At 70.3% G+C, this 12640-nt stretch carries 10 protein-coding genes; 9 read left to right on the forward strand and 1 reads right to left on the reverse strand.

The window, feature by feature from the left end; translation table 11 throughout:
- Positions 1-72: 72 nt before the first annotated feature.
- Positions 73-1572 (forward strand): trypsin-like peptidase domain-containing protein, encoded by a 1500-nt coding sequence (locus tag JYJ93_RS17760; protein ID WP_206792841.1) that lies wholly within the window; start codon positions 73-75, stop codon positions 1570-1572.
- Between the two features lie 11 nt (positions 1573-1583).
- Positions 1584-2177, forward strand: a complete 594-nt coding sequence (locus JYJ93_RS17765; protein ID WP_206792843.1) for an SGNH/GDSL hydrolase family protein — start codon at positions 1584-1586, stop codon at positions 2175-2177.
- Positions 2178-2198: 21 nt separating this feature from the next.
- On the opposite strand, the gene JYJ93_RS17770 is transcribed toward JYJ93_RS17765, so the two are convergent.
- A complete protein-coding gene (locus JYJ93_RS17770) occupies positions 2199-4124 on the reverse strand; it encodes a diguanylate cyclase (RefSeq protein ID WP_206792845.1) in 1926 nt (641 codons plus the stop codon).
- 215 nt (positions 4125-4339) lie between these two features.
- On the opposite strand from JYJ93_RS17770, the gene pgeF reads away from it, so the two are divergent.
- The 7 genes from pgeF (at position 4340) to JYJ93_RS17805 (ending at position 12640) form a co-directional block, all read left to right on the forward strand.
- Positions 4340-5098: a peptidoglycan editing factor PgeF gene (pgeF, locus tag JYJ93_RS17775; protein ID WP_206792847.1), complete on the forward strand. Its 759-nt coding sequence runs from the start codon at positions 4340-4342 to the stop codon at positions 5096-5098.
- Between the two features lie 82 nt (positions 5099-5180).
- Entirely contained in the window at positions 5181-6056 is an 876-nt protein-coding gene (locus JYJ93_RS17780; RefSeq protein WP_206792849.1) for a tetratricopeptide repeat protein, read from the forward strand.
- A gap of 26 nt (positions 6057-6082) precedes the next feature.
- On the forward strand, positions 6083-7297 hold the full coding sequence (locus JYJ93_RS17785) for a LysM peptidoglycan-binding domain-containing protein (RefSeq protein ID WP_206792851.1): 1215 nt from the start codon (positions 6083-6085) through the stop codon (positions 7295-7297).
- A 141-nt stretch (positions 7298-7438) separates the two neighbouring features.
- Complete coding sequence (locus JYJ93_RS17790; RefSeq protein ID WP_206792853.1) at positions 7439-8569, forward strand: DNA-processing protein DprA; 1131 nt, start codon at positions 7439-7441, stop codon at positions 8567-8569.
- A gap of 23 nt (positions 8570-8592) precedes the next feature.
- Positions 8593-11187 carry a type I DNA topoisomerase gene (topA, locus tag JYJ93_RS17795; RefSeq protein WP_206792855.1) on the forward strand — a complete coding sequence of 865 codons (2595 nt, stop codon included), beginning with the start codon at positions 8593-8595 and terminating at the stop codon, positions 11185-11187.
- A 162-nt stretch (positions 11188-11349) separates the two neighbouring features.
- A complete protein-coding gene (locus tag JYJ93_RS17800; protein WP_206792857.1) occupies positions 11350-12105 on the forward strand; it encodes a MotA/TolQ/ExbB proton channel family protein in 756 nt (251 codons plus the stop codon).
- A 10-nt stretch (positions 12106-12115) separates the two neighbouring features.
- The gene (locus JYJ93_RS17805) at positions 12116-12640 is read left to right on the forward strand and encodes a biopolymer transporter ExbD (protein ID WP_206792859.1); all 525 of its coding nucleotides are present in this window, start codon (positions 12116-12118) and stop codon (positions 12638-12640) included.

Genomic DNA, 12640 nt, shown 5'->3' on the forward strand with positions numbered 1-12640 from the left:
GTTCACCTTCCGTCACCGGACACGGTCGTTCCGGTTGCGGGGCTTCGTTTCCGCTTTAGGTTGAGGAAATCCATGACCCACACGCTCTCTTCGTCCCGTCGCAAGCTCGTGGCCGCCGTGCTGGTGCTGGCGTCGCCCACGCTCGCCCTCGCGCAGGCTCCCGCTCCCCAGCCGGCCGCGCCCAAGACGCAGCAGGCGGTCACCGGTCAGGCCGGCAACCTCCAGCCCGCCACGCGTGAGGCCCAGTCGCTGGCCTCGCTGGCGCCCCTGGTGGAGTCGGTGAAGTCCGCCGTGGTGAACGTGGACGTGCAGGCCCGTCCGGAGGTGCCGGAGGGCATGGAGGACAACCCGCTCTTCGACCGCTTCTTCGGAGGCAACGGGCGGGGCCGGGGCGGCCGCAGCGAGCGCGAGCAGATCCGCCAGGGCGCCGGGTCTGGCTTCATCATCGACCCCAAGGGCCTGGTGCTCACCAACAACCACGTCATCGAGGACGCGGTCACCATCACCATCCGCCTGGACGACGGCCGCTCGTTCACGGGCGAGGTGGTGGGCCGCGACCCGCTCACCGACGTGGCCGTGGTGAAGATCAAGGAGAAGGTGGATCAGCTCCCTAGCGTGAAGCTGGGCGACTCGGACGCCGTGCGCGTGGGCGACTGGGTGCTGGCCATCGGCAACCCGTTCGGCCTGGCCTCCAGCGTGAGCGTGGGCATCCTGTCCGCGCGCGCCCGTGAAATCGGCGCCAGCGTGTACGACGACTTCCTGCAGACGGACGCGGCCATCAACCCCGGCAACTCCGGCGGCCCGCTCTTCAACATGAAGGGCGAGGTGGTGGGCATCAACACCGCCATCGTCGGCGGAGGCACGGGCATCGGCTTCTCCGTGCCCAGCAACCTCATCAAGGCGCTGCTGCCGCAGCTGGAGAAGGAGGGCGCCGTCACGCGCGGCTGGCTGGGCGTGGGCATCCAGCCCCTCACGCGCGAGCTGGGCCAGGCGCTGAAGCTGTCGGTGAGCGAGGGCGCCATCCTCACGCAGATCACCCCCGACTCCCCGGCGGCGAAGGCGGGCTTGAAGCCGGACGACGTGGTGGTGGCCGTGGACGGCAAGCAGGTGCGCTCCGACAGCGAGCTCACCCGCACCGTGGCGCTCAAGAAGCCCAACAGCGTCGCGACGCTGACCCTCTACCGCGACGGCAAGAAGCAGGACGTCAAGGTGACCATGGGCACCCGGCCGGACCTGGAGGGCCTGTCCAAGAAGAAGCCGTCGACCAACGACGAGCAGGACAGCTCGCGCCGCGTGGGCGTGTCCCTGCAGGACCTGGATGCGCGCACGGCGTCCCAGGCGGGCTTCACCGAGCGCGCCGGCGCGCTCATCACCGACATCGTCCCGGGCTCGCCCGCGGACCGCGCGCAGCTGACGCCGGGCATGCTGGTGGTGGAGGCGAACAAGAAGCCCATCGCCAGCGCGAAGGAACTGGCCGCGGCCATCCGCGCCGCGCCCAAGGGCAGCACGCTGCTGTTGCGCGTGGCCGGCCCGGGTGGTGGACGCCTGCTGCGCGCATTGACCGTGCCCTGAAGTGGGGATGAATGAGCGTCAACTACGTCTCGTTGGGTGACAGCACGGCGGTGGGGGTGGGGGCGTCGCAGGGCGGGGGCTACCCCGACCGGCTCGCCTCCCGCCTCCGGAAGGACGGCCTCCCCGTGGGCCATACCAACCTGGGGCAGAGCGGTGCGCGCGTGCGCGACATCGTCAATAACGCCCTCAAGCGCGTCGTCGCGTTGCAGCCCACGCTCATCACCCTGGGCGTGGGCACCAACGACGTCTGGCGCGGCACCGAGGTGGCCGAGTTCCAGGACGACCTGGACCGCATCGCCCGGCGGCTGAAGCAGACGGGCGCGTCCATGGTGGTGGTGAACCTGGCGGACATGGCGCTCGCGCCGGTGGCGAAGATGGTGCCCAGCGCGCTGTACGAAGGGCGCATCGAGCCGTTCAACGACGCCATCGCCACCGTGGCCCGCGCGCACGGGCTGCACCTGGTGGACCTGTTCACCGCCAGCCGGGAGATGATCCCCCGGCGCCCGGACTTCTTCTGCTCGGATGGCTTCCACCCGTCCGCGGAGGGCTACGAGGAGTGGGCGGACCTGATGCTCCCCGTGGTCCGCACGCTCGTGCGGCGGTAGGGGAGGGCGCCTTCGCGCGCTTCAGGCCTTCGCGATGCCCGAGGGCGCGGGCGGCGTGGAGGGCGCGTCCGCGGGCGGCGTGCTGATGCTGCGCTCGCGGCCGGGGTGGACCTCCATGCCGGGCTCGAACGCCGTCACGCGGTTTCTGCCGGTGCGCTTGCTGCAATAGAGCGCCGAGTCCGCGCAGTCCACCAGCGTGTCCTGCGCCGTCGCGTCCGTGGGGAAGTGCGAGACGCCGATGGACACCGTGACGTGGCCCCCGGGCAGCCCCGGACGGCTGAGCGTGACGGAGTCCGCCACCGCGCGGCGCAGCGTCTCCGCCACCTCCACCGCCGTGGCCTTGGACACCTGCGGCAGGAGCAGCACGAACTCCTCGCCGCCGTAGCGCCCCAGCGTGTCCACCTTGCGAGCGCGCGTCCGGAGCACGTCGGAGACCCGGCGCAGCGTCTCGTCCCCGGCGCGGTGTCCGGCCAGGTCGTTGAGCCGCTTGAAGTGGTCCACGTCCACCATCAGCAGCGCCATGGGCACGCCGAAGCGCTGGGCCCGCGCCAGCTCCAGGTCCAGCCGCTGGAAGAGGTGGCGGCGGTTGGGCACGCCCGTGAGCGCGTCCGTCAGCGTGAGCTTCACCGTCTCCGCGTGCAGCCGCGCGTTCGTCACCGCCGTCGCGGCCTGGTCGGCCACCGCGGTGAAGAGCTCGATCTCCTCCGCGGAGATGCTCGCCGTCTGGGGGCGCTGGAAGTTGATGACGCCCAGCAACGTGTCCGCGTGCACCATGGGCACCGCCAGCAGCGACCCCTGCTCCGAGCCGCCGCGCAGCCCGCGCCGCGCGAAGATGCTGGTGCTGTCCGTGAGGTCCGGCAGGTACACGGCCTTGCGCGCCTGGGCGGCCCGGCCGCACGCGCCCTCGCCCATGGCGAAGGTGTGGCCCTCCAGGCCCCGGCCCTGCGGCCACGCGTGCTTCACCTCCAGCAGGCCCTCCTCGTTGAGGAGCATGATGGAGAAGTCCGGGATGTGCAGCCGCTCCACCACCATGCGGGTGATGCGCGCCAGGAGCTCATCCAGCTCCAGCGTGGTGTTGAGCGAGCGGGCCACGTCGAACAAGAGCGACAGCTCCGTCAGGCGCTCCTCCAGCTCGTCCTTCAGCGCCAGCTTCTCCTTCACCAGTTGCAGGTCGCGGTGCGTGTCGATCTCCTCCACCTTCATGGAGGTGAGCCGCGCGAGCATCTGGTTGAAGGCCGCGCCCAGCCGGGAGATTTCATCCGTGCCCCGGGCCTCCGCGCGCACCAGCAGGTCGCCGTCCGCCGCGCGGCCCATGGCCTCGCTCAGCCGCTTGAGCGGCGCGGTGAGCACGAAGCGCAGGGACAGCCAGGTAACGAGCCCCAGGATGCCCACGAAGAGCACCATCGCGCCCAGCGCGTCCTGGAACACCGTCTGGAGCTGGCGGGTCAGCGCGGGCTCGCCCATGCGCACCTGGAGCACGCCCATGCGCTGCGCGGCCTCACCCGTGTGACAGCCGGAGCACTCCGGACCGCCCAGGGGCCGCACCACCTCCGTGCCGTGGTCGCTGGAGCGCGCCGTCTCCGGTCCCGTCGCGGACAGCCGCGCGGCCTCCGGGTGCGGGTGGCCCTGCTCCGCCGGCCGCCGGCTCCAGCGGATGCGCCCGTCCGGCGTCAGGACCCGCAGGTCCTCCACGGAGCGGAACAGCCGCGTGTCCGACGCCAGCACCTCCGCCACCGCGCCATGCGGGGCCGCGCCCGGCGTCTGCGGCAGCGTGAAGGTGGAGGCCACCGCCTCCGCCAGCGCGAGCGCCTCCAGGTGGGTGCCTTCCCGGACCGCCTGGCGTGCCTCGCGCGAGAAGTGCCCCACGCCCAGGAGCGCCACCACCAACCCGGGCAGCGCGATGCTCCACAAGAGCTTCCTGCCAATCGTCTCGGAACCGAGGGCCATGTGCGGGGCGCAGTGTGCTTCGTGCACTCGCGTTCTGTCCGCGAGTGACGGAGTGTTCAAAATTGTCAGGGGCGTGACACGCCCTGTCAAACGTACCGGTGTCGAAATATTGAAATGGGGGTGTTGTTCCTCGGCATGTTCCTGTTTTCACGGGCTGTACCCGTGACACGGTGGCGGTACTCCCGAAGCCGCCGCTGAAAAGAGGAGTTCCCGCCATGGCCACGCCCCAGTTCCTCACGTCCGCGCTGCTGCCGGTGCCGCACGGCTTCGCCACTCGCGCGGGTGGGGTGTCCGAAGGGCCCTACGCGTCGCTGAACCTGGGCTTCTCCGTGGGCGACGAGCGCCCCCGCGTGGAGGAGAACCACCGCCGGCTGGCCCGGGCGGCGGGAGCGCAGGTGGGCGCGCTCTGCCGGGTGTCGCAGGTGCACGGCGACACGGTGCTGGAGGCGCGCGGTGAAGCGGATGACGTGCTGCGCCCGACGCTGGGCGAAGCGGACGCGCTGTGGACGCAAGGGGAGGGCAGCTGGGTGGCGGTGGGCACCGCGGACTGCGTGCCGGTGCTGATCGTGGATCCGCGAGAGAAGCGCGTGGCGGCGGTGCACTCCGGATGGAAGGGCACGGACCTGGAGATCAGCGCCCGCACGGTGGAGGCGCTGGTGGCGCGGGGCAGCCGCCCAGAGGACCTGCTGGCGGCGGTGGGCCCCTGCATCCAGGCGTGCTGCTACGAGGTGTCCCCGGAGCTGGGGGACCGCTTCCGCGCGCGCTTCGGCCCGGACGTCGTCCGCGCGGGGGGCAAGCCGCACCTGGACCTGTCACTCGCGGTGAAGTCGTCCCTGCTGAAGGCGGGCCTGAAGCCGGCGCACGTGGACGTGCTACAGGCCTGTACGGCGTGTGATCCGGACAGGTTCTTCTCCCACCGCCGGGACGCGGGGCGCACCGGGCGTCACCTCAACTACGTGCTGCACCGCTTCTAGCGGAGGCCCTCCGGGGTCGTTTTCTTGACGGTCTCCGACCGGCCTTCCTATCCTCGACCTGGAATTCCCTCCGTCCAGGCTCGTGCCGGTGCGTCCCTTCCTCTTCCGCCTGTTTGCCGCCGTCGCGCTGTCCGCGCCGACCGCCTGCGCCACCACCGCTGCTTCGCAGGCGGAGGTGGGCCGGCTGGAGGCGGAGGTGCGCACGCTGCGCGCCTCCCAGGCGTCGCTGCAGGAGCGCCTGGAGCGGCTGGAGAACCGCGACGCCGTCTCGCGTGCCCGCGCCGTCGCCCCGGCTCCCGCCACATCCCCGGCGGCCAGCGCGAAGCCGGAGGCCGCCTCGCCGGAAGCGGGCGAGTCGCTGGGCCTGGCGCCGGCGGAGCTGACGGTGGTCCGGCTCAAGCCGAAGAAGGAACCCGCGCCGCGCATCAACACGGCGGTGGCGGTGATGGAGCCGGACGCCGACCAGATGGAGATGTTCATCTCCCCGGTGGAGGGCTCGTCGGGGACGGGCTCGGTGGGCCTGGGCAGCGCGATGGGCTCCACGACGGCCGCTCGCATGGAGCCGCCGGAGAAGGACCCGGACATCCTCGACGCCGAATACGAGCGCGCGGTGGCCATGCTGCGCACCGGCAACGTGGAAGGCGGCGTGGAGACCCTCACGCGCTTCGCGGCGGAGAACCCCCGCCACCCCCGCGCCGACAACGCGCTGTACTTCAGCGGCCTGGGCCAGATGGGGCTCAAGGACGCGGCCGGCGCGGCCAGGACGTTCGAGAAGCTCATCAAGAACTACCCCGCCGGGGACGCCGTCCAGGACGGCATGCTCCGGCTCGCGGAGTGCCGGGTGCGGCTGAACCAGGCCGTGGATGCCCGTGCCCTCTATACCCGCGTCGTCACCCAGTTCCCGGGGACGGCCGCCGCCACGCAGGCGGAGCAGCGGCTCGCCGCGCTCTCGCCTTGAGCTCTTTTGTGAAAGGACGTCGTCCGATGCGCTCCCGGATCCTCGCCTCCCTGCTCGTGCCCCTCACCGTCGCGCCGGCATGGACGGCTTTCGCCCAGGACGCGCAGGAGGAAGAATCCCAGCCGTCCTCCGAGACGGAGGGGCAGGACATCTCCGACGACGTGGAGCAGCGCCCCACCTCCGTCACGCTGCCGCCCGGCGCCCCGCAGGGCCGTGAGAGCGCGCCCGGCCAGGTCCACACCGTGGAGACGGGCGACACGCTGTGGGACCTGTCCCAGCGCTACCTGGGCAGCCCCTGGTACTGGCCCAAGGTCTGGTCCTACAACCCGCAGATCGCCAACCCGCACTGGATCTACCCGGGCAACAACGTGAAGTTCTTCGCGGGTGGCGAGGAGGTGCCCGCGCGCGTGGAGGGCGGCGACCTTCCCTCCGACGACGTGGCGGCGCCCACGGACGTGAGCGGCGGCAGCCTGGTGTCGGTGGTCGGGAAGATTGGCTTCGACCCGTCGAAGTCCAGCCCGGTGACGACCAAGGGCTTCGTGACGACGCGCGAACTGGACGAGGCGGGCCGCATCGAGGGCTCCACCTCCGAGGCGCTGATGCTCTCCGCTCCGGAGAAGGTCTACCTGCGCTTCAAGAAGCGCGGCGCCGCCAAGATGGGCGACCGCTACGTCATCTTCCACACCGTGGAAGAGGTGAAGCACCCCATCACCCACGCGCGCACGGGCTACCTCACGGAGCTGCTGGGCACGGTGCAGGTCGTCGCCATCAACAACGACGTGGTCACCGCGCGCATCATGGAGACCTGGGACCCCATCGCCCGCGGCGACCTGGTGGGCCCCTCCAGCGAGAAGCTGTCCGAGCGCATCGCCCCCAAGCCCAACAGCAAGGAGATCCCCGGCTTCGTGCTCACGCCGATGACGCCGGGCCAGACGCTGCTAGGCGAGCACAACTTCATCGTCGTGGACCGCGGCACCGCGGACGGCGTGCAGGTGGGCAACACCTTCACCATCGAGCGCCGCGGCGACCCCAGCAAGGACGTGCTCGGCCGCAGCGACTACAAGATGGGCGACGCGGGCAAGGGCCAGAACGCCTACCCCTGGGAGGCCGTGGCCCAGTGCATGGTCACCGAAGTGCGTGAGCGCACCTCCAACTGCCTGGTGACCCGCTCCATGGTGGAGATCTCCGCTGGCGACCGCGCCACCATGCGCAAGGACGGAACGTCCACCGCCAGCCGCTGAACGCGGGCGGCGATCGGCAGGAATGCTGCATTCCGGCCCGCCCGGGAAGGGCGGGTCGCTTGACCCCCGAAGAACCGGTGTTATGTGTCACGCCCCTCCCGGGACCACCTCTATATAGGTGGGAATCAGGCGGGGGACGGCATGGCGGACATAAACACGGATACGCACGTACACTGGGACGAGCAGCGCGCCACCCTGGCGCTCTGGGCCATTGCCGGCCTGGGGCCCCGGACGTTGGACGCCGTGCGCGCGTTCGCCGGTGGGGCGCTGTCCCGGCTGGCGTCCACGCCCGTGCGGGACTGGGTGGCGGACGTGCCGGTCCCCCCCACCGTCCGCCAGCGGCTGGCCACCGTCGCATCCCTGGACGCCCTGGCGTCCCGGACGGAGGAGGCCTGTGCGCGGACGGGGCTCCAGGTGGCCTTCGCGGGCTCGCCGGCCTATCCCGCGCGGCTGGTGGGGCTGGAGGACGCGCCCCCGCTGCTCTTCTTCCTGGGAAACCCGGGGCCGCCCCGGCGCAGGCTGGCCATGGTGGGCAGCCGGCATCCGGACCAGGGCTTCCTGCCGTTCGCTCGCACGTTCGCCCGGAAGGTGGCGGAGGCTGGCGTGGGGGTGGTGTCGGGCGCGGCGGAGGGCGTGGACCGGGCCTGCCACTGGGGCGCGCTGGATGTGGGCGCGGAGACGTGGGCCTTCCTGGGCTCCGCGCTGGACGCGTTGGACCCCGCCCAGGCCCGGCTCCTGCCCCACTTCCTCGAGCGGGGAGGGGTGTACTTCAGCGAGCTGCCGCCTGGGGTCCGGGCGAGCACGACGACCTTCCCCCGGCGCAACCGGCTCATCGCTGGCGCGTCGGACGCGGTGCTGGTGATGCGGGCCGGGGAAGGTTCCGGTGCGCTGTACACGGCGGAGGCGGCGCGGGTACAGGGCCGGCCGGTGTTCGCGCTGCCCGGGGACGTCTGGCAGCCGGCCGCGGCGGGCTGCAACGCCCTGCTGGCGGACGGGCTGGCACGCGCTTGTACGTCCGCGGAATCGATTTGCGCGGTCGTGGGCGTTCATCCGGTCCGTGCGGTCCCCGCGGGGCGGGACAGTGGGTGGTGGGAGGCGTTGTCGGCGGAAGCGCGCGGGGCCTATGGGCTGTTGGACCGGGTTCCCCGTTCGTTCGACGAGGTGCTCGCCCAGAGCGCGCTGTCACCCGCGGCGCTCACGAGCGCCCTGGTGGAGTTGGAATTGTCGGGGCTGGTGGTCCAGCACCCGGGTAAACGGTACGAGAAGGTCTAGAGGCAGTTCGAGGTAGGAGAGCCATGGCCACGCGGAAGAAGACACAGGCGGCGCAGACGGAGGCGGCGGCGGAGGAGACGCCCAAGAAGGCGGCCGCGAAGAAGCCGGCGGCCAAGAAGGCCGCCAAGAAGAAGACGGCTGCCAAGAAGGTCACCGCCAAGAAGAAGACGGCGGCCCGCCGCCGTGGCGCGGACGCCGACGAGCTCCCCACCGTGGACGCGGACGCGGACGCCGAGGAAGAAGTGCCCGAGCGCCGTGGCAAGGGCCCGCACTACCTGGTGGTCGTGGAGTCGCCCGCCAAGGCGAAGACCATCAAGAAGTACCTGGGCTCCGGCTACACGGTGAAGGCGTCCGTGGGCCACGTGAAGGACCTGCCCAAGAGCAAGATCGGCGTCGACGTGGAGGACGACTTCAAGCCCGAGTACACGGTCATCAAGGGCAAGGAGAAGGTCCTCAACGAGCTGAAGAAGATGGCCAAGACGGTGGACCGCGTCTTCCTGGCGACGGACCCCGACCGCGAGGGCGAGGCCATCGCCTGGCACATCAAGGAGGAGCTGGGCCACCCGGACTCGCTCCGGGTGACGTTCAACGAGATCACCAAGCGCGCCGTGCAGGACGCCATCGCGCAGCCGCGTGAGCTCAATCAGGACAACTACGACTCGCAGCAGACCCGCCGCATCCTCGACCGGCTCGTCGGCTATCAAATCTCGCCGCTGCTCTGGAAGAAGATCCGCCGCGGCCTGTCCGCCGGCCGCGTGCAGTCCGTCGCGGTGCGCCTGATTGTCGAGCGCGAGGCGGAGATCAAGGCCTTCCAGCCGGAAGAGTACTGGACGCTGGACGCGCTGGTGCAGGGCCCGCAGGGGCCGCCGCCCTTCAAGGCGAAGCTGTCCCGCGTGGACGGCAAGAAGGTGGAGCTCAAGGACCGCGCCACCACGGACGGGCTCGTCGCGGAGCTGAAGGATGCCCCCTTCACCGTGGCGAAGGTGGACCGCAAGGAGCGCCGCCGCAACGCGCCCGCGCCCTTCATCACCTCCAAGCTCCAGCAGGAGGCGGCGAACCGGCTGCACTTCACCGCCAAGAAGACGATGACGCTGGCGCAGAAGCTGTACGAAGGCGTCCCGCTGGGTGAAGAGGGCCAGACGGCGCTCATCACGTACATGCGTACGGACTCCACGCGTCTGTCCGACGACGCCGTGACGCAGGTGCGCGAGTTCATCGGGCAGAAGTACGGCGCGGACTACCTGCCGCCGGAGCCCATGGTCTACAAGAGCCGCAAGAGCGCCCAGGACGCGCACGAGGCCATCCGGCCCACGTCCCTGGAGTACCCGCCCGAGCGCGTGAAGGCCTTCTTCGAGGCCATGGACGAGCTGGACATGTTCCGGCTCTACGAGCTCATCTGGAACCGCTTCGTCGCGTGCCAGATGAAGCCCGCCGTCTATGATCAGACGGCCGCGGACATCACCGCGGGCCGCGCCACCTTCCGCGCGTCCGGCAGCACGCTGAAGTTCCCCGGCTACCTGGGCGTCTACGGCGCCGGCCTCACGCCGGAGGAAGAGGCCGCGGCGGAGAAGGCCAAGGCCGCGGGTGAAGAGGCCGCCGAGGACGCGGTGGGCGAACTGCCCCCGCTCAACGAGGGCGAGGTCCTCACGCTGGACAAGCTGCTCAACGAGCAGCACTTCACCCAGCCCCCTCCGCGCTTCAGCGAAGCCACGCTGGTGAAGGAGCTGGAGGAGCGCGGCATCGGGCGTCCGTCCACGTACGCGGCCATCCTCTCCAACATCCAGGACAAGAAGTACGTGGAGAAGCTGGAGAGCCGCTTCCGTCCCACCGACCTGGGGCAGATGACCAACGAGCTGCTGGTGAAGCACTTCCCCCATGAGCTGGACGTGTCGTTCACGGCCAGCATGGAGGAGAAGCTGGACCAGATCTCCGACGGCGGCGCGTCCTGGAAGACGGTGCTGCACGACTTCTACGGCCCCTTCAAGGAGACCCTGGAGAAGGCCGAAGCGGAGATGCGCGACGTCAAGCGCGAGGAGATCAAGACCGACATCGCCTGCGAGAAGTGCGGCAACCCGTTCGTCATCAAGTTCGGGAAGATGGGCCACTTCCTCGCCTGCTCGAACTACCCCGACTGCAAGAACACCAAGGACTTCAAGCGGGACGCCGAGGGCAAGATCGTCATCGTGGAGGAGGAGACCACGGACGAGAAGTGCGAGAAGTGCGGCAAGCCCATGGTGATCAAACGCGGCCGGTTCGGGCGCTTCATGGCGTGCTCGGGCTACCCGGACTGCAAGACGTCCAAGCCCATCTCCATTGGCGTCAACTGCCCGGAGTGCAAGGTGGGGTACCTCACCGAGCGCCGCAGCGGCCGCGGGAAGATCTTCTTCGGCTGCAACCGGTATCCGGAGTGCAAGTTCGCCGCGTGGGACCGGCCGCTCGCGGAGCAGTGCCCGCAGTGCGCGTCGCCCTACCTGCTGCAGAAGTTCTCCAAGCGGGACGGCGCCTACATCGCCTGCCCCAATAAGGAGTGCGACTACCGCCGCGAGGTGGTGGAGCCCGCCATTCCGGGGGCTTCCGCGGAAGGCGCGCCTGCTCCCACGCCCACCGTGGAAGCCTGAGGGGAAAGCCCAGTCATTCCAGGGGGGTAGGCCCGGCCCCCTGGCTTGACACCCTCGCGCACGAAGTCCTAGAAGTCCGGATTGCTCCCGGCCCACCAGCATGCCTCCTGCCCGTTTCGCGGCAGGGGTGCGCGCGGGGGCAGCGAAAGGACGCGGTCCGCGATGATTCCCTCCATGAATGAGTTGCTGCGTGTGGTGGTGGCCGAGGCCGCACCCGCCGCGGCGGGCCATGCCTCTTCGGGAGGGCTGGGGGACTTCATCGTCGGCGCCTTCAAGGCCGGCGGCCCGTTCATGTTCGTGAACCTGTTCTGGCTGGCCGCCTCGCTGGCGGTGATCGGCGAGCGCGCGGTGACGCTGCTCTACCGCTACCGCCTCAACGCGACGGCGTTCATCGAGCAGGTCCACAAGATGGTCCGCAGCGGCAACCTGGACCGCGCGGTGAAGTTCTGCGGCATGGCGCCGCGCTCGCCCCTGGCCCGCGTCATCCGCGCGGGGCTGATCAACGCGAACCGGGGGGAGCTGGAGGTCGCCAAGGCGGTGGAGGAGGCGCTGGCGGAGTACACGCCGCACGTGTCGCGCCGGGTGCAGTGGCTGTGGTCGCTCGCGAACATCGCGACGCTCGTGGGCCTGGTCGGCACCATCGTGGGCCTCATCGGCACCTTCCGCGCGCTGGGCAACGTGCCGGCGGAGCAGAAGCAGGCGCTGCTCTCCAACGGCATCTCGGAGGCCATGTACAACACGGGCTTCGGCCTCTCCATCGCGGTGCTCTGCATCGTGTCGCACCTGTTCTTCAGCAACTACGCCAAGAACATGGTGGAGCTGGTGGAGCTCAACGCGCTGAAGCTGGAGAACCTGCTGTCGCGCCGGGGCTCGCTGGAAGTCATCCCCTCGGACTCCGACGTCCGCGCCGCGTCGTAGCAGACACGCCATGGCGTTCCACTACTCGCGCCGGAAGCTGAAGCCGAGGGAAGAGGAGGAGGCGGGCGAGCTGAACATCGTCCCGTACCTCGACATCCTCATGAACCTCATCATCTTCATGCTGCTGTCGATTACGGGCCTCACCGCCTTTGGCGCGCTCAACGTGAACGCGCCCAGCTACGGCGCCACCGCGGGGGCGGGTGGGGACGCGGACGCGCCCAAGCTGAACCTGTCCGTGCTCATCTCCCAGAAGGGGCTCATCGTCCGGGGCAACAGCGCGGAGATCCCCGCCACGGAGGGCGGCGCGCCCACGCTGCCCCTGCGCGCGGACGGCACGCAGGACTACGCCGCGCTGAACGCGCAGATGGTGAAGCTCAAGGCCGCCTTCCCGCGGGAGACGAAGGTCATCGTCGCGGCGGATCCGGACATCCCCTACGACGCGCTGATCCAGACGATGGACGCCCTGCGTGAGACGACGGGCACCGTCGCCGAGCGCAAGCTGCTCTTCCCCGACGTCACCCTGGGCGTCCTCTAG

The organism is Corallococcus sp. NCSPR001 (assembly GCF_017309135.1).
Lineage (GTDB): Bacteria > Myxococcota > Myxococcia > Myxococcales > Myxococcaceae > Corallococcus.